We start from the raw sequence: 16,750 nt of genomic DNA, 5'->3' as shown, positions 1-16,750 counted from the left end.
GATTTTGTTGGGTTTGTTTTTTAAACCAATGATTTAAATTTTATGAAATTTGAGTTAGAGTTTGATAAAGATATTTACAATAAACAAATGGATTTATTGTTCGATCTTAATTGGAAACAGAAAAAAGATTATTATAAAAATTCGCAATATCTTGGATTAGTTTTAATCATTATTGGAATTGCCTTAATTTACAAGAGACCCAATATATTTGGAATTGGTTACGTTTTTGCGTTTTTCGGGCTGACTAATCTTATACCTTTTATCTATTATTACTTCAAAATAAGATCTTTTTATAAAAGAATGGAAGATGTTAAGGTAAAGGAAATTAATGATTTTCATTATTTAAAATATATGAATTTGGAATTTACAGAAAATGCTTTAATAGCAACTTCTGGGGAACATTTCAATCTTATCCAATGGTCAGAATTGATACACTATATTATCAAAGAAAATAATTTGATACTGATAACTAAAAATTATGAGCCTTTAATTTTAGGTGAAATAGAAGTTGGTTCTGAAAACTTCGAGAAAATAATAGCTTTTGTTAAAGTAAAGTTTGAGGTTAAAGAATAAACAGTTAAACCTTTGTCAAAGTTCAAAACTTTGACAAAGGTGGCTGCACATAGTAAACCCGACAAGTTTTTAAAACCTGTCGGGTTTCTTGCGTTTAAAAAGTACTGCTATTGAAATAAATGCAATAACTTAGTAATTCATTTTTAAGATTTTAATGATGCCGAAACTAAAATTATTTGTTTTGCTTTTGATTAGCACTTTTGGATTTGCTCAAACGAAAGCATTGTATGAGAAAAGTGTAGAAGCTTATAAAAGCAAAGATTATGTTCAGTTTTTAAAATTGACCAAACAATTGGATAGTATTAGGCCGGCACATCCCACTTTTACTTATAATTTGGCATCGGCTTATGCTTTAAATGGTAAAAAAGAGGAAGCCTTATCAGTTTTAAAAAGAATGGTTCTGGCAAATAATACAGTTCCTTTTGAAGATGATTCGGATTTTGAATCTATAAAAAATGATGATGGTTTTAAAGAATTATTGCAGTTGAAAGTTTCTCAATCTAAAACAATTAAAAATTCAGTTGAAAAACTCCGACTTTCTGAGAAAAATCTTCATCCGGAAGGATTGTTTTATTTAGAAAAACAAAAGCTTTGGCTTTCCTCAAGTATTCGGAATAAAAAGATCGTTTCTTTTGATGCGTCTGGAAAATGCTCCGATTGGTTTACAGATTGTTTGTATTCGGTTTTTGCTTTAAAAGCAGATGATGATCAAAAATATCTTTGGGTGGCTTGTTCTGCAATTCCTGAAATGAAGGGTTTTACAAAAGAACTGGATGGAAAAAGTGAGATTTTAAAAATCGAAATTTCCTCTAAAAAACTGATTAAGCGATATACTATTGAAGGAAATCATGTTTTTGGAGATATTGCTGTGGGTAAAAATAATGATGTTTATATTTCAGATAGTGCTGAACCGATTATTTATAAAATTGAAAATGATAATTTAGTTTTGTTGAAGGATTTAAGAAATGAAGCTTTTAATCTGCAGGGAATTACATTTAATAAAAACGAATCAAAATTGTTTGTCGCTGATTATTTAAAAGGCATTTGTGTAATTGATATAAAAACTAAAAAAGAATATTGGCTGGAATTTCCAAATGAGGTTTCTAAAAAAGGAATCGATGGATTGGCTTATTATAAAAATTCATTAATCGCAATTGAAAATGGAGTAGTGCCGATTAGAATAATGCGTTACAACTTAAACCAATCTGAAACTAAAATAACTGATTTTGCAATTTTAGATAATAATAGGGAAGAGTTCAATGAACCTGCCTTAGCGGCTTTAGTTCATGATAAATTATATTTCTTTGCTAATTCGCCCTGGAAATTTTATGACAAAAATTTTCAACTTGACGAAAGTAAGTTTGAAAACCCAAAGCTGTTTGAACTTGATTTAGAAAAACCTTTGTCAAAGTTTTAAACTTTTAGGAAGATAATTGCGTATAGTAAACCCGACAGGTTTTTAAAACCTGTCGGGTTTCTTATTGTGAAAACGATTGTCAGGCTGAGCGAGTCGAAGCCCATTGTTACCGATAAAGGCTTCGATTTCGCTCAGCCTGATATGAAATGGTTCTTAAAAGCTGCTAAACGTCTCATTTAGCCCCGATAGAGCGGTTATCCTTTTATGGTCTCGTTTTTAGAACGAGACCATAAAAGATAAGAGCGAAAGCGGGACTTTTGGTCTTGAAAAGCTTAAAATGTTCTGCTCCTGAACAATTGACTGATAATCATCTGCAATTATTTTGTAAGTACAAATATTTGTAGTAATTTTGCAGTCCTTTTGGCGAAGAAGAGTTTCCTTTAGGTATCAACCATTTATGTAAAACAACTTCTGTATTTTCTACTGCTTTATGAAACTCGAGAAAAACAGAATACAAATTTTTTTATCAGCATGTCTGAACAAACAAAAACACAAGAAGAGTTTTTAGCGAATTTTAACTGGCATAACTTCCAAGAAGGAATTGATGCAGTTGACGAGAAAAACTTACAAGAATTCGAAGAACTAGTATCTAAAACTTTCATCGCTACAGATCAAGAAGAAGTAGTTGAAGGTGTAGTTGTAAGAATTACAGATAGAGACGTTATCGTTGATATCAACGCAAAATCGGAAGGTGTTATTTCTTTAAACGAATTCCGTTACAACCCAAACTTAAAAGTGGGTGACAAAGTAGAAGTATTAATCGACATCCGTGAGGATAAAACAGGTCAATTAGTATTATCTCACAGAAAAGCTCGTACTATTAAATCATGGGATAGAGTTATCGCAGCAAACGAAACAGGTGAAATCGTTAATGGTTTTGTAAAATGCAGAACTAAAGGTGGTATGATCGTTGACGTTTTTGGTATCGAAGCTTTCTTACCTGGTTCTCAAATTGACGTTAAGCCAATTAGAGACTACGATGTATATGTAAACAAAATGATGGAATTCAAAGTGGTAAAAATTAACCACGAATTCAAAAACGTTGTTGTATCTCATAAAGCGCTTATCGAAGCTGATATCGAAGTACAGAAAAAAGAAATCATCGGTCAATTACAAAAAGGACAAGTATTAGAAGGTGTTGTTAAAAACATTACTTCTTATGGTGTGTTCATTGACTTAGGTGGTGTTGACGGATTAATTCACATTACTGACCTTTCTTGGAGCAGAATCAACCACCCAAGTGAAGTTCTTGAATTAGACCAAAAATTAAACGTTGTAATCCTTGATTTCGATGATGAGAAAACAAGAATTCAATTAGGATTGAAACAATTAAACGCTCACCCATGGGATGCTTTAGATGCTAATTTAACAATTGGTGATAAAGTAAAAGGTAAAGTAGTTGTAATCGCTGATTACGGTGCATTTATCGAAGTTGCTGAAGGTGTTGAAGGTTTAATCCACGTTTCTGAAATGTCATGGTCAACTCACTTACGTTCTGCTCAGGACTTCGTGAAAGTTGGAGATGTTGTTGAAGCAGTTATCTTAACTCTTGACAGAGATGATCGTAAGATGTCATTAGGTATCAAACAATTGACTCAAGATCCATGGACTGACATTACTTCTAAATACCCAGTAGGTTCTAAACATACAGGTATCGTTAGAAACTTTACAAACTTTGGTATTTTCGTAGAATTAGAAGAAGGAATTGATGGATTAATTTACATCTCTGACCTTTCTTGGACTAAGAAAATCAAACACCCATCTGAATTTGTAAATGTTGGTGAAAAACTTGATGTAGTTGTATTAGAATTAGATGTTGAAGGACGTAAATTATCTTTAGGTCACAAACAAACTACTGCTAATCCTTGGGATCAATACGAAGATTCTTTCGCTGTAGGAACTATCCACAATGGTGAAATTTCTGAAATCGTTGACAAAGGAGCTACTGTAGAATTCGGAGATGATATCGTTGCTTTCATTCCTACTCGTCACCTTGAAAAAGAAGACGGAAAGAAATTGAAAAAAGGTGATACTGCTGATTTCAAAGTAATCGAATTCAACAAAGAATTCAAAAGAGTAGTTGCTTCTCACACTGCTATCTTCCGTGAAGAAGAAGAGAAAAACGTGAAAGCTGCAACTGAAAATACTTCATCTGCTTCTACTACAAATGCACCAGCTGCAACTTTAGGAGATAACAATGATGTATTAGCTGCATTAAAAGCTAAAATGGAAAAAACTGAGAAAAAATAATTCTTAGTTTTCTTTAAATAGAAAGTCCCACAGAAATGTGGGACTTTTTTTATTCATTTTGTTTTAGGTTTTCTTTGTTTCATGTTTAAAGTTTTTACAGAATTGAACTTTATTTAATTGCTAATAAATTTTCTTCTTTCGGAGTATAATAATCTACAATGGAATAGGAATTTATACCAGTAATTTTCATTTCATCTAAAATATCAACCAAATTACCATAATTAGATTTTTTACTTGGTTTTATAATTACAGTAATTCCTCTGCCAGGTTTTCCTCGTTGTGCTGAATATTCTAAAACTTTTCTATTTCGTTCTAATAGCTCTTTTCTGATTCCATTTTTTCCGTATTGTATTGCTTTTGGTGCTTCAATTGGAAAAAATAATAATCCTGAATAAGTAATTATTTTGTTATTATCATCAAGTAAAAGTGTTAAAACACGGTTTTCATCATGGAGCACACAACCTGTAAAACGCCATTCGTCATCATCATAATTTGGTAAATTGTATTCCATAACTTTTGGCTTAGATAATTCACCAACAAGCATGAAAAATATAATCAACAAAAATGAAACACTGACCATTGCAGTCAAATCAACTCTTGAGCTCAATTTTTTACTTCTTACTTTTTGAGGCAGATTTTTCATAGATTTAGATTTAAGTTAATTAAGAAATTATTTTGAAGCCAATAAATTAGATTCTTCAGTAGTAAATTCATCGACAATTGAAAAAGTATTGATATTTGCTATTCTCATTTCATCTAAAATCTCGACCAAATTTTTAAAATTACTTTTTGGACTTGGTTTTATAACTACGATTACACCATTTCTTGGTTTTCCTACCGATATCATGTAATCACTTACTTCTTTCTTTTTTTGAAATACTTCCTTACGAATTGCATCCTTTCCAAATTCAACTTTTTTCACCGTATTCTGGTCAAATTCTAATATACCCGAATAAGTTATTATTTTATCATTTTGGTCAAGCAAAATTGTATATAAACGATTTCCTCTAATACAGCCAGGACAGCCATGGCCGCCTTCTTTGTCCGGAAGACTTAAATCCATAACTTTTGCTTTTGATAATTCACCAACAAGCATGAAAAATATGATTAGTAAAAACGAAACACTGACCATTGCAGTCAAATCAACTCTTGAACTCAATTTTTTACTTCTTACTCTTTGAGGCAGGTTTTTCATAATTTAGATTTAAGTTAATAAGAATTATTTTGAAGCCAATAAATTAGATTCTTGTGGAGTAAACTCAGGTACTATTGCATAGGTTTCAATATTAGCAATTGCCATTTCATCTAAAATATCAACTAGATTTTTAAAGTTAGATTTTTTACTCGGTTTTATAATTACAGTAAGTCCTCTTCCGGGTTTTCCTAAAGCGGCTGAATATTCAAGCATGCTTTTATTTCTCTTTAACAATTCCTGACGAATTCCCTCTTTACCGTATTTAATTTCTTTCGGTGCAATTATCGGAGAACTTAAAATCCCCATGTAATATATCAATTTATTATTTTCACCTAGCATTACAGTTATTGATCTATTCTCTCCATAATGAGGAGGAGGGCAGTCACAGCAACCTCTATCTCGTCCTGTATCATATACTAAAACTTTTGCTTTTGATAATTCACCAACAAGCATAAAAAATATAATCAATAAAAAGGAAACACTGACCATTGCAGTTAAATCAACTCTTGAGCTCAATTTTTTACTTCTTACTTTTTTAGGTAGATTTTGCATAATGAAGATGTTTTGAATCTAAATTTAGTGATAAAAAGAAAGCAAAATTCATCATGATCTTAAAAAATAATGAAAAATAATTTTAAGATTAAAGGCTTGTTTTTCAGTGGTTATTGCGGATTTTTCAATGATTTTTTAATTATTTTAATTTTTCGTAAAACCAAAACAAATATATCCCCGTAAATGAACATATAACTTAAAATAATAATTATGAAAACTAGAAATTTTTTAGCCGCAGCAATTTTAACATTATCATTCGGATTTACATCATTTGCTCAAAAAACAGTAATGGTTGGTGGAGCAGCAATGTATCCTAACAAAAATATTATTAAGAATGCCGTTAATTCAAAAGATCACACAACGCTTGTTGCCGCAGTAAAAGCTGCCGATTTAGTTGAAACCTTACAAGGCAAAGGACCATTCACTGTTTTTGCTCCAACAAATGCAGCATTTGATAAATTACCAGCAGGAACTGTGGAAACATTATTGAAACCGGAAAATAAAAAAATGCTGCAAACGATCTTGACCTATCATGTTGCTGCAGGAAAATGGAATGCATCTGATATTGCAAAAGCAATAAAAGCAGGTAAAGGAAAAGCTACTATTAAAACAGTTAGCGGTGGAACTCTTACGGCTTGGATGAAAGGAAAAGACTTATATATCAGCGATGAAAATGGTGGTGAAGCAAAAGTAACAATTGCAGATGTTAACCAGTCAAATGGTGTAATTCATGTAGTTGATGCAGTATTATTGCCTAAAAAATAATTAAGACCTCCAAAAATTGAATGCCTACAATGAAGAAGCCTTGCAGTTATATGCAGGGCTTTTTTTATTTCTTTGCGGTCAAAGTACTTCCCGCAGACGCAATTACAACACACAATACAGCCAAAATTTCGTAAAAGCTTAAGTTTTCCTGTAGAAAGATAAATCCGCAAATAGAAGCAGCTGCAGGCTCTAAACTCATTAAAATACTAAACGTACGCGGAGGAAGCTGACCTAAAGCTTTCATTTCTAAAGTAAACGGAATCGCACTAGATAAAAGCGCAAGCGCAATACCCATTCCGAAGAGTTTTGGAGTAAGATTAGCTAATCCGTTTTCAAGGAATCCAAAAGGCAAAATTAATATTGCAGCAAATAGCATTCCGGTTGAGACGGCCTGACCGCCATTCATTATTTTTGAAATTTTTCCGCCTAAAACGATATAAGCTGCCCAAAGTGCACCAGCTAAAAGAGCAAATACAACTCCTAAAATATCCAAGCGATCATTTGTCCACGGTGCTATTAAAACAATTCCCATTGCGGCGAGTAAAACCCAGCAATAATCTATCAAACGTTTTGAGCCTATAATAGCCACTAATAATGGTCCCATAAACTCTAAAGTCACAGCCAGACCAATTGGAATTCGTTCTATAGCAAAATAAAAAATCAAATTCATTGCCCCCAATGACAAACCATACGGAATTACAATTTTCCATTGCGCCGGCGTAATCGCTTTTAAATTTGGCCTGTAAGCCAATAATAAAATTAATGCCGAAACACCAATACGTATAGATGCCGTTCCTGCTGCACCAATTGCAGGGAAAAGTGTTTTTGCAATCGCAGCGCCGCATTGTACACTTATAATTGCTAATAAAACTGCCGGAACAGGAGGAAGGTTGAATTCTTTATTTTTCATAAATATGATATTGCAGAAAATAAATCAATTATTTCTGCTGTCTGAAACAAAAGTATTTTTTAATTGATTATCCTAAAGCTCGTTTAGTAACATATGCACGATAGCCAATGATCGCCATTTGCCATTTTTTTGCTTTAGAAATATCCAGACCTTGTTTAGTAAAACTAGGCAGTAGCATTTTATTTAGTTTGGCTAAAATTTTATACATGGCAGATTTGTTTTTTCAAAGATATAAAAAAAGACTTTGTTACTCACAAAGTCTTTTTTAGCTTCAAAATAAATTGATTATTTATTGATTGAAATAATGTTTAGGATTTTTTACTGTTTTCCTTTTCCCATTTTTTCAATTCCTTTTCACGTTGTTTCATGTCTTTTTCAAACTGCTTCATATCTTTTTCATGTTGTTTCATGTCAAGCTGATGCTGTTTCATGTCATTTTCATATTGCTTTATGCTTCTTTGATATTCTTGAGAATCTCTGCCATATTTGATTTCCACATCCTGACTGAATTTATCCATATCAAAATTGAATTTTTGCATGGCAACTTCATATTTCTCCATTTGTTTTTCAAAAATGGCTTCACGCTGTGCCATCATAGCATCAATTTGTTTTTCGTAAGCAGAAAGATCCGGTTCAAAAGCTTCCATCTTTTTTTCAAATTCAGCCATTTCTTTTTCAAATTTAGCCCAAGCCACTTTATCTTTTGGACTTGCCGGAGCAACTGGTGGTTTTGGCATTTTTGACATGTCAATAACTGGAGCTGGTGGCATTGGTCCAATAGGGAAAACCGGAGCAATTGGCGCAACAAGTGGAGCAGGAGGAACTGGTGAAGAACGATCTTCCGGAGTAACATCATTTTCGAAGTTTCTTACTACAACATCACGATTTTGAGTTAGTGCAGGATTGCCTATTTCATCATCAGTTACTAAGGTTACATTTTTTGTACCGTCTTCATCTTTATCGATTACAATACTGCAGTCTTTTAAGGCTTTAGTACTATTCATATCAATAACATGTACTTTACCGCTTTCCTTAACAACTCTAATTTTAATAGCTATTAGTTCATTATCACTGTTTCTTTTAACATTCGAAATTTCTAAATCAACATTATGTTCTGATTTTAATTTTGCGGTTAAATCTTTTAATTCCTGATCTGTAGTCGATTTTGTGATTTTATAAACTTCTCCATCCTGAATTATAGAGGCCAAAGCAGCTTTTTCAGTTTTTTCTTTAAGTTCTTTTTTCTCCTGTGCAATTGTTTTAATTTGGAACAAGAGAACAAACGCTCCAAGTGCCGGAATTATGGCAGAATATTTCCAGTAATTCCATTTTTTTGATTGATTTTTGTTTAACATAACAATTCGTTTTTTGATTAATGATTGATAAAAATGATTGGTGATGGCAACACATGTTTCATGTGTTGTGATTTTTAAAAGCGTGTATTGATATGCTTTTTTGTCTGATATTTTTTTAGCCGCTTCATTATCTGCAATGAATTCTAAATTTTGAAGAATTGCTTTTTTGTAAAGCCAGATAATTGGGTTAAACCAAAACAGGATACAGAAAATCCTCGAAATAATTACATCAACAGTATGATGTTGATCACTGTGCACTTTTTCATGCTCTAAAATACTTTCTAATTCAGATTCGCTGTACATTGATGAATTGTAAACGATATAATCAAAATAAGAAAATGGAGCAATGTTTTCTTCAACATCTACAAATTTGAAATCGGCCTGTTGTTCTACTTTTTTTCCTTTTAAAACAGAATTCAAACTGTAGAAATCAATTCCGAATTTTATCATAAAAGCAGCAAATCCAAGTGCGTAAATACCTAATGAAACCAGATTCCAGTTTATTTCAAAAGATTCTTCTTCAGCAATTTGCGGATGATAATTTGGAGTGTAGTGATAGTTCACAACTGGCGCATAATCAACCGAAACAGGAACTGGATCAATCCAGACTACTTTTGTGTAAACAACAAACGGTAAAACAATTGATGTTATTAAACCGGCTAGTAAAAACCATCTGCTGCTATTGAAGAAGGTTTCTTTTCGCAGTAAAAAAAAGTATGAAAAATAAAACAAAGCGATTAAACCACTTGATTTGATGATGAAAATGAAAAGTGCTTCCATAATGATTATTTTACTTTGTTTATTTTTTTTCGTTTGGATTTTCAATCATAGCCAGGATTTCGCGTAATTCATCTGCCGAAATTTTTTCTTCTTTGGCAAAAAACGAAACCATATTTTTATAAGAGCTGTTGAAATAATTATCAATGGCCGTATTCATATACTTTTTACTGTAAGCTTCCAGAGTTACAGCCGGATAATATTGATGTGTGTTTCCAAAAGCATTATGCGCCACAAAACCTTTTTCCTCCAGATTTCGAACTATAGTCGAAAGCGTGTTATAATGCGGCTGATCTTCTGTAATTTCTGCCTGAATTTCTTTTACGAATGCCTTTTTGAGCTTCCATAAAATGTGCATTATTTCTTCTTCTTTATTGGTTAGTTTTTGCATTTTCAGATTTTTAAAATTACCAGCTTCTTAATGCTTTGTTTCTATCTCAATTACACCATTTGAGCCTTTGTCTCCATATTTAGTTACTGCATTTATTCCTTTGTAAACATTTACAGATTTAATATCTTTTGCATCAATATCTTCAATATCAAAACCAGCAGGCATTTCCTTTCCGTCAACAATTACAAGACTTTCTAATACTTTACCGTTGACTTTTGTATCATTCGAAATGGCAATAACAGAACCATTCGTGGTCGTAATAACTTTAGTATTAGTCTTATTATCTGTATCAATAGTTACAGTAGTGCTAGTATTTGTGTTAGCATTACTATTAGTTTTTGTACTAGTATTAGTATTATCGTTAACATTGGTATCAATTTTAGTGATTAGTGTTTTGCTGGTTGTAGTCTTCGTATTATCAGGTTCAGATGCATCAATAAGGCTAATTTTTTTACTAATGGCAACTTTAGTTTTCGCATCGTCATCAGTTTGAATACCAACATTTTTTTGACCTTTTTCATCTGTAGTAACAATTACTCCAAAATCTTTAATCGCTTTATCGCCGTTAACCTGAATAGATTGTGCTTGCTGCTTTCCGTTTTTAATAGCAACTTTAAGTGAAGTCAAATAGTTCTCAGCATTTCTTTTTACATCAGAAACTTCAAAATCAACATTGTGAAGTTTTTTTAAATTCTCTTTGATTTTTTCCAAATCCGCATCTGTTGAGTTTTTCTTGATTTTGTAAACATCTACAGATTTAATTTCTCCCGAAACTTCTTTTACAGTTTGTTGTCTTTCTTTTGCAACTACTTCAATTTGAAACAATAATACAAATGCTGCAAGTGCAGGAATTACAACATAATACTTCCAGGAATTTCTTTTTTTTGATTGATTTTTGTTTAACATGACAATTCGTTTTTTGATTAATGATTGATAAAAATGATTGGTAATGGCAACACAGCTTTCGTGTGTTGTTATTTTTAAAAGCGTGTATTGATACGCTTTTTTGTCTGATAATTTTTTAGCGGCTTCTTTATCGGCGATAAATTCTAAATTCTGAATAATTGCCTTTTTATAAAGCCATATAATAGGATTGAACCAAAAAAGCATACAAAAAGCTCGTGATATCAAAACATCAATAGTATGATTTTGATCGCTGTGCACTTTTTCATGTTCAATAATATTTTCTAATTCTGCAGGCGTATACATTGATGAGTTGTATACGATATATTCGAAATAAGAAAAAGGAGGAATATTTTCGTTTGTATCAATAAATTTAAAATCAGCCTGCTGATGTACTTTTTTTCCTTTTAAAATAGAATTCAAACTGTAAAAATCCATTGCAAATTTTATCAGAAAAACTAAAAGACCAATACAATAAATAGATAACATAACGTAGATCCAGTTTATTTCAAAGGCTTTGCTTTCAGTATTTTGAATAAGATTTGTACCAGAAAAATTTAAATTTGGAATAGGAGTAGGGTTTACCCAAACAACTTTAGTATAAACTATTAATGGAAGTACAACCGAAGTAATTAAACCAGTAAGTAAAAACCATCTGTTACTAGTAAAGAAAGTTTCTTTTCGAAGTAAAAAATAATAAGCACAGTAAAATATTGCCACTAAGCCAGCCGATTTTGCGATATAAACAAATATTGATTCCATAACTGTCGTTTTTCTTCGTTTATTTTACTGTTATTTATTGTCTTTTGGATTTTCGATCATTGCCAGAATTTCGCGTAATTCATCTGCCGAAATTTTTTCTTCTTTGGCAAAAAATGAAACCATATTTTTATAGGAACTGTTGAAATAATTATCAATAGCCGTTTTCATATATTTTTTGCTGTACGCTTCAAGAGTTACTGTTGGATAGTATTGATGTGTATTTCCAAAAGCATTGTGTGCCACAAAACCTTTTTCTTCCAGATTTCTAACAATTGTCGAAAGTGTATTATAATGCGGCTGGTCTTCCGTTATCTCTGCCTGAATTTCTTTTACGAATGCTTTTTTAAGCTTCCATAAAATCTGCATTATCTCTTCTTCTTTATTGGTTAACTTTTGCATGTTTTCTAATTTTAATTCAAACCTACAACTATTTTTTTAGTTACGCAACTATAAATATAGTTATTTAACTAAAAATTTCGTTTAAAGCTGAATTAAAAGCATAGAAAAGCTATTCAAAATCAAAGTTAATGATTTGAATTATAAGTATTTACGTGTAAAGGTTAAATTTATTTATTTTTCTCCAGAAGTAAAGCTTTTCTAATCCAAAGGCAGCAAAGCGTAGCCAGGATTCCGATAGAGGCCATAAAAAGCCAGTTTTTTTGATAACCAAAATGATCAGCGATTCCAAAACCTAGCATAGTGCTAAAAATATGTGCTAAACTAAAACTCATGGTATACAAAGCCATATAACGCCCTTCCTGACCACGAGGCGCACGGCTTAAAGCAAATGCATTCGAAAAAGGGAAGGTTAGAATTTCTCCAATCGAAATACAAATCATGCTGATAACCAGGATTCCGGCCCAAACATTAATTAATAATAAAAAGAAACTCAATGCCATTACAAATGATCCTATAATGATGATTTTGATTTTTGGAAAACCTTTTCTTTCCATAAAACCAACCGTTGGCATTTCTAAAGCAAAAATCAAAAGTCCGTTTAAAGTCATTAAAAGTCCGGTTTGAAATTCGTTTAAACCATATTGTTTATGATGATATAAAGGTAAAGTGGTGAAAAGCTGAAAGAAAATAATAGCCGTAATAAAACTCACAAATAAGAAAACCCAGAATATTTTATCATGAAATACTGATTTTACGTTTGTTACACTTTCGGTTTTATCACCATGATCGACTTTTTTCTTTTCTTTAACTAATAATGCAAAAATAGATATGGAAACAATACAAGAAGCTCCGTCAACCCAAAATAAACCTGAATACCCCATTCCTATAATGATTAGACCTCCAAGTGCCGGACCGGCAGCAAAGCCTAAATTTACGGCAAGACGAACTAAAGTCAAGGCACGTGTTCTATTTTCTGGTTTTGCATAAGCACCAAGTGAAACAAACATGGCAGGACGAAACATATCGGCAATTGTCATTAATACAAACATTGCAATGCAAAGTCCCCAGAAAGAAGTGATATATTGAATAAAGAAAAGAGATACTCCGCTCGTAAACAGACTAAAAACCATGATTTTGTAAAAACCAATTTTATCAGAAAGCTTTCCTCCAAGCCAGGAACCCAGCATAGATCCCAAACCAAAAGAAACCATAATCCAGGTTACCTGATCTAAAGAAAATTTTAAATCTTCATTTAAATATTTTGATAAAAAAGGCAGTACCATTGTACCCGCACGATTTATGAAAGTAATTAATGTAAGTATCCAAATTTCTCTTGTAAAACCTCTAAAATTGTTGAAATAATGGTTTGCGGCAGTTTTGAGCATTATAATTATTGTATTTGCCACAAAGTTAGGAAACTTTGTCACGTACAACGGTTGTTGCTTTGTTACTTTTAAACTATTTTTGCATAAAATTTCCAAAGATGAAAAATTCTATTGCCCTTATTCTGCTTCTTGCTTTTAGTTTTGGCTTTAGCCAAAGTAAATTCAGCAAGACTGAAGCTGAAAAATTCCAAAAGCAAATAAACTCAGAATATGCTGATGCTAAGACAAGTCCGTTAATGGAAGAAGATTTAAAGACTTTTAAAACTTTAGATTTTTACCCAATTGATGGAAAGTATTTTGTAAACGCAAAATTTGAAAAAGCAGTCAATGAAAAAGTTTTCGAAATGAAAACTACCGGAACAAGAACGCCTCAATATATAAAATACGGCACTTTATCTTTCACTATAAATGGTGTTGCAATGAAGTTGAACGTTTACAGAAACATTGAACTTTCTAAACAAAAAGAATACAAAGACCATTTATTCCTTCCTTTTTCTGATTTAACATGCGGTAAAGAAAGTTATATTGGCGGAAGATACATCGACTTAAAAATCCCAAAAGGAAAAATAATTGCAATCGATTTCAACCAAGCATACAATCCGTATTGTGCTTACAATCATAAGTATTCATGTCCGCTTGTTCCGCTGGAAAATGATTTAAAAGTAGAAATCAAAGCCGGAGTGAAAACATTTCATTAATGAAATTCTTTAATTTCCATACCCATCAATTTACAAATCAATCTAATATAGTAGAATTGGTCAATCAATATCCGCAGGAGTTTGATTCGGCTATTCCGTTTTATTCTATCGGAATCCATCCGTGGCATATTAAGGAAAGCGAAATTGATTTAGAATTGAAAATTATAGGAGATAAACTGCAAAGTGATAATTGTTTAGCAATAGGCGAATGCGGTTTAGACAAACGAATCGAAATTCCGTTAGAACTGCAGATTCTGGTTTTCGAAAAACAATTGGCCTTAGCCGAAAAATATAAAAAACCAGTCGTGATTCATTGCGTTGCTGCTTTTCAGGAAGTGACAGCAATTAAAAAGAAATTAAAAATTTCTGTTCCGATGATTATTCACGGTTTTTCAAAAAACAAACAATTGGCAGAACAACTAATTAAAGACGGATTTTATATTTCTTTCGGAAAATATTTATTGAGAAATCCCGATTTAAAAACCGTTTTTCAGAATATCCCAAACGATCGTTTTTTTCTGGAAACCGACACAATTGAAGAGGGTATTAAGCAGGTTTACGATTTAGCATCAGAATATAAAAATATTACAATCAAAGAATTACAAGATATTATCTCAAGTAATTTTGCAGAAGTATTTGGAAGAAAGTGATTAGTAATTAGTGAAAAGTAAATAGTAAATAGTAAAAAGTGAAATAAGTTTGTCACCCTGAGCGAAGTCGAAGGGCGCTCCAATAGGATGTTGGGCTTCGACTTCGCTCAGCCAGACAGTAAAGAACTTGAAACATTAAACTTGAAACAAAAATAAAAAACAACAAAAAATATAATATGGCAGAGTGGACAGAAAGAGCCGAGCTTTTATTTACAAAGGAAGGATTAGAAAATTTGCGTAATGCAAATGTATTAGTAGTAGGTTTAGGCGGTGTTGGATCGTTTGCAGCTGAATTTTTAGCAAGAGCAGGAGTAGGAAATATGACAATTGTTGATGGTGACGTTGTGGATATTACAAACATTAACAGACAATTACCTGCTTTGCATTCTACATTGGGAGAAGCAAAAATTAAAATTGTAGGCGATAGATTAATGGATATTAATCCAGAATTGAAATTAACACGAGTTCAGGAATTTTTATCTCCGGAAAGAGCTTTTGAAATCGTTTCTCCAGAATTTGATTATGTTTTAGACTGCATCGATAGTATTACTCCAAAACTAAATTTAATTATTGCAGCAAAACGTAAAAGAGTAAAAATCATTAGTAGTATGGGAGCAGGAGGAAAGATGCTGGCTTCTAAAGTAAAAGTGGGCGATATCTCGAAAACTATAAACTGCTATTTCTCAAAAGCAATTCGTAAGAGATTAAAAGCGGTAAATATCAACAAATTAAAAGTTGTTTTTTCATCTGAAATCCAAAACGAAAAAAGCTTAAAATTAACCGACGGAAAAAACTTCAAAAAATCTTTCTACGGAACAAACAGCTACATGCCGGGATTATTCGGACTTCACGCTGCTGAAACGGTTATTCGATACTTATTAAAGAAAGAGTAGAAGATTTTGTTTCAAGTTTAAAGTTTCAGGTTTCACGTTCTTAACGGAATAAACTTTATAAAAGTTACCCAAGCCCAGTAATTTGAAACATGAAACAAAGAAAACCTAAAACAAAAACTTAGAATCTCAGAAACTTAGAAACTTAAAAAATGATTAAAACAGTAATTTTTGATATGGACGGCGTAATTGTCGATACAGAACCCGTTCATCGTTATGCCTACTACAAACAGTTTTCAGAATTAAATATTGAAGTCCCTGAGGAAATGTACACTTCATTTACCGGATTTTCGACGAGAAATACTTTCCAAAGTTTAAAAGACTTTTTCCCGACAATTGAGCATGAAATAGAAGATTTGATTCAAAGGAAAAGAAATATTTTTAATGATGCTTTTGACACCAAAAAAGATTTGTATCTTTTAGAAGGAGTTGAAGATTTAATTAAAGATATATACGCAAACGGAATTCAGTTGATTTTAGCTTCGTCGGCTTCAAAAGTTACAATTGAACGCGTATTTACAAGATTTAATCTGCATCAGTATTTTTCTCATATTGTGAGTGGTGAAGATTTTCCTCAGTCTAAACCAAATCCTGCTATTTTTAATCACGCCGCTTCATTGTCAATTGCTCCAAAAGAAGAGTGTATTATTATTGAAGACAGTACAAATGGTGTAAAAGCCGCAAAAGCTGCCGGAATTTATTGTGTAGGTTATAACAGTGTTCATTCTAACCTGCAGGATTTATCAGAAGCGGATATCGTTATCAATCATTTTAACGAATTGAACGCTCAAAAAATATCACAGCTTAAGGCCTGAATTATGTAAAATTTAACATTTCTTCGGTAATTGAATTCGTAAATTTGAAAAAAACAAACAAAC

At 32.0% G+C, this 16,750-nt stretch carries 18 protein-coding genes; 8 read left to right on the top strand and 10 right to left on the bottom strand.

Annotated elements, in window-relative coordinates; all coding sequences use genetic code 11:
* Positions 1–42 precede the first annotated feature (42 nt).
* From ACODSB_RS14120 to rpsA, 3 genes are all read left to right on the top strand, one after another.
* Positions 43–573 (top strand): hypothetical protein, encoded by a 531-nt coding sequence (locus ACODSB_RS14120; RefSeq protein WP_488937523.1) that lies wholly within the window; start codon positions 43–45, stop codon positions 571–573.
* 181 nt (positions 574–754) lie between these two features.
* Positions 755–1,990, top strand: coding sequence for a TPR end-of-group domain-containing protein (locus tag ACODSB_RS14115; RefSeq protein WP_488937522.1), 1,236 nt, complete (start codon positions 755–757; stop codon positions 1,988–1,990).
* 471 nt (positions 1,991–2,461) lie between these two features.
* On the top strand, positions 2,462–4,240 hold the full coding sequence (rpsA, locus tag ACODSB_RS14110) for a 30S ribosomal protein S1 (RefSeq protein ID WP_256635003.1): 1,779 nt from the start codon (positions 2,462–2,464) through the stop codon (positions 4,238–4,240).
* Between the two features lie 109 nt (positions 4,241–4,349).
* On the opposite strand, the gene ACODSB_RS14105 is transcribed toward rpsA, so the two are convergent.
* The 3 genes from ACODSB_RS14105 to ACODSB_RS14095 are packed head-to-tail and all read right to left on the bottom strand — an operon-like array spanning position 4,350 to position 5,987.
* Positions 4,350–4,883 (bottom strand): ExbD/TolR family protein, encoded by a 534-nt coding sequence (locus tag ACODSB_RS14105; protein ID WP_488937521.1) that lies wholly within the window; start codon positions 4,881–4,883, stop codon positions 4,350–4,352.
* A 27-nt stretch (positions 4,884–4,910) separates the two neighbouring features.
* Entirely contained in the window at positions 4,911–5,435 is a 525-nt protein-coding gene (locus tag ACODSB_RS14100; RefSeq protein WP_256635001.1) for an ExbD/TolR family protein, read from the bottom strand.
* Positions 5,436–5,459: 24 nt separating this feature from the next.
* Positions 5,460–5,987 carry an ExbD/TolR family protein gene (locus ACODSB_RS14095; protein WP_488937520.1) on the bottom strand — a complete coding sequence of 176 codons (528 nt, stop codon included), beginning with the start codon at positions 5,985–5,987 and terminating at the stop codon, positions 5,460–5,462.
* 210 nt (positions 5,988–6,197) lie between these two features.
* On the opposite strand from ACODSB_RS14095, the gene ACODSB_RS14090 reads away from it, so the two are divergent.
* Positions 6,198–6,752: a fasciclin domain-containing protein gene (locus ACODSB_RS14090; protein WP_488937519.1), complete on the top strand. Its 555-nt coding sequence runs from the start codon at positions 6,198–6,200 to the stop codon at positions 6,750–6,752.
* A 64-nt stretch (positions 6,753–6,816) separates the two neighbouring features.
* Here the strand turns inward: ACODSB_RS14090 and ACODSB_RS14085 are convergent, their stop codons facing one another.
* The 7 genes from ACODSB_RS14085 to ACODSB_RS14055 form a co-directional block, all read right to left on the bottom strand.
* Positions 6,817–7,662, bottom strand: a complete 846-nt coding sequence (locus tag ACODSB_RS14085) for an EamA family transporter (RefSeq protein WP_256634998.1) — start codon at positions 7,660–7,662, stop codon at positions 6,817–6,819.
* 67 nt (positions 7,663–7,729) lie between these two features.
* The gene (locus ACODSB_RS14080) at positions 7,730–7,870 is read right to left on the bottom strand and encodes a hypothetical protein (protein ID WP_053474185.1); all 141 of its coding nucleotides are present in this window, start codon (positions 7,868–7,870) and stop codon (positions 7,730–7,732) included.
* A gap of 100 nt (positions 7,871–7,970) precedes the next feature.
* Entirely contained in the window at positions 7,971–9,797 is a 1,827-nt protein-coding gene (locus ACODSB_RS14075) for a M56 family metallopeptidase (protein ID WP_488937518.1), read from the bottom strand.
* 19 nt (positions 9,798–9,816) lie between these two features.
* Positions 9,817–10,185, bottom strand: a complete 369-nt coding sequence (locus tag ACODSB_RS14070; protein ID WP_256634996.1) for a BlaI/MecI/CopY family transcriptional regulator — start codon at positions 10,183–10,185, stop codon at positions 9,817–9,819.
* Between the two features lie 27 nt (positions 10,186–10,212).
* Positions 10,213–11,850, bottom strand: a complete 1,638-nt coding sequence (locus tag ACODSB_RS14065) for a M56 family metallopeptidase (protein WP_488937517.1) — start codon at positions 11,848–11,850, stop codon at positions 10,213–10,215.
* 30 nt (positions 11,851–11,880) lie between these two features.
* Entirely contained in the window at positions 11,881–12,249 is a 369-nt protein-coding gene (locus ACODSB_RS14060) for a BlaI/MecI/CopY family transcriptional regulator (RefSeq protein WP_053474181.1), read from the bottom strand.
* Positions 12,250–12,416: 167 nt separating this feature from the next.
* A complete protein-coding gene (locus ACODSB_RS14055) occupies positions 12,417–13,634 on the bottom strand; it encodes an MDR family MFS transporter (protein WP_488937516.1) in 1,218 nt (405 codons plus the stop codon).
* A 98-nt stretch (positions 13,635–13,732) separates the two neighbouring features.
* Between ACODSB_RS14055 and ACODSB_RS14050 the strand changes: the two genes are divergently transcribed.
* The 4 genes from ACODSB_RS14050 to ACODSB_RS14035 all read left to right on the top strand — a co-directional run bounded on the left by ACODSB_RS14050 (position 13,733) and on the right by ACODSB_RS14035 (position 16,687).
* Positions 13,733–14,332: a DUF1684 domain-containing protein gene (locus ACODSB_RS14050; protein WP_488937515.1), complete on the top strand. Its 600-nt coding sequence runs from the start codon at positions 13,733–13,735 to the stop codon at positions 14,330–14,332.
* Positions 14,332–14,982 carry a TatD family hydrolase gene (locus ACODSB_RS14045; protein WP_488937514.1) on the top strand — a complete coding sequence of 217 codons (651 nt, stop codon included), beginning with the start codon at positions 14,332–14,334 and terminating at the stop codon, positions 14,980–14,982. Before ACODSB_RS14050 ends, ACODSB_RS14045 begins: the two co-directional genes overlap by 1 nt.
* Before the next feature lie 176 nt (positions 14,983–15,158).
* Complete coding sequence (locus tag ACODSB_RS14040) at positions 15,159–15,875, top strand: tRNA threonylcarbamoyladenosine dehydratase (protein WP_488937513.1); 717 nt, start codon at positions 15,159–15,161, stop codon at positions 15,873–15,875.
* Between the two features lie 149 nt (positions 15,876–16,024).
* A complete protein-coding gene (locus ACODSB_RS14035; protein WP_488937512.1) occupies positions 16,025–16,687 on the top strand; it encodes an HAD family hydrolase in 663 nt (220 codons plus the stop codon).
* Positions 16,688–16,750 lie beyond the last annotated feature (63 nt).

The sequence above is a fragment of the Flavobacterium sp. FG68 genome (assembly GCF_057808895.1).
This window is presented reverse-complemented; position numbering and strand designations above follow the sequence as displayed.

Excerpts from the sequence above, each read along its gene's own strand:
- ACODSB_RS14040 (WP_488937513.1), top strand. The coding sequence starts at position 15,159 with ATGGCAGAGTGGACAGAAAGAGCCGAGCTTTTATTTACAAAGGAAGGA.
- ACODSB_RS14095 (WP_488937520.1), bottom strand. The coding sequence starts at position 5,987 with ATGCAAAATCTACCTAAAAAAGTAAGAAGTAAAAAATTGAGCTCAAGA.
- ACODSB_RS14085 (WP_256634998.1), bottom strand. The coding sequence starts at position 7,662 with ATGAAAAATAAAGAATTCAACCTTCCTCCTGTTCCGGCAGTTTTATTA.
- rpsA (WP_256635003.1), top strand. The coding sequence starts at position 2,462 with ATGTCTGAACAAACAAAAACACAAGAAGAGTTTTTAGCGAATTTTAAC.
- ACODSB_RS14080 (WP_053474185.1), bottom strand. The coding sequence starts at position 7,870 with ATGTATAAAATTTTAGCCAAACTAAATAAAATGCTACTGCCTAGTTTT.
- ACODSB_RS14035 (WP_488937512.1), top strand. The coding sequence starts at position 16,025 with ATGATTAAAACAGTAATTTTTGATATGGACGGCGTAATTGTCGATACA.
- ACODSB_RS14105 (WP_488937521.1), bottom strand. The coding sequence starts at position 4,883 with ATGAAAAATCTGCCTCAAAAAGTAAGAAGTAAAAAATTGAGCTCAAGA.
- ACODSB_RS14075 (WP_488937518.1), bottom strand. The coding sequence starts at position 9,797 with ATGGAAGCACTTTTCATTTTCATCATCAAATCAAGTGGTTTAATCGCT.
- ACODSB_RS14045 (WP_488937514.1), top strand. The coding sequence starts at position 14,332 with ATGAAATTCTTTAATTTCCATACCCATCAATTTACAAATCAATCTAAT.
- ACODSB_RS14090 (WP_488937519.1), top strand. The coding sequence starts at position 6,198 with ATGAAAACTAGAAATTTTTTAGCCGCAGCAATTTTAACATTATCATTC.
- ACODSB_RS14100 (WP_256635001.1), bottom strand. The coding sequence starts at position 5,435 with ATGAAAAACCTGCCTCAAAGAGTAAGAAGTAAAAAATTGAGTTCAAGA.
- ACODSB_RS14065 (WP_488937517.1), bottom strand. The coding sequence starts at position 11,850 with ATGGAATCAATATTTGTTTATATCGCAAAATCGGCTGGCTTAGTGGCA.
- ACODSB_RS14060 (WP_053474181.1), bottom strand. The coding sequence starts at position 12,249 with ATGCAAAAGTTAACCAATAAAGAAGAAGAGATAATGCAGATTTTATGG.
- ACODSB_RS14055 (WP_488937516.1), bottom strand. The coding sequence starts at position 13,634 with ATGCTCAAAACTGCCGCAAACCATTATTTCAACAATTTTAGAGGTTTT.
- ACODSB_RS14120 (WP_488937523.1), top strand. The coding sequence starts at position 43 with ATGAAATTTGAGTTAGAGTTTGATAAAGATATTTACAATAAACAAATG.
- ACODSB_RS14050 (WP_488937515.1), top strand. The coding sequence starts at position 13,733 with ATGAAAAATTCTATTGCCCTTATTCTGCTTCTTGCTTTTAGTTTTGGC.
- ACODSB_RS14070 (WP_256634996.1), bottom strand. The coding sequence starts at position 10,185 with ATGCAAAAACTAACCAATAAAGAAGAAGAAATAATGCACATTTTATGG.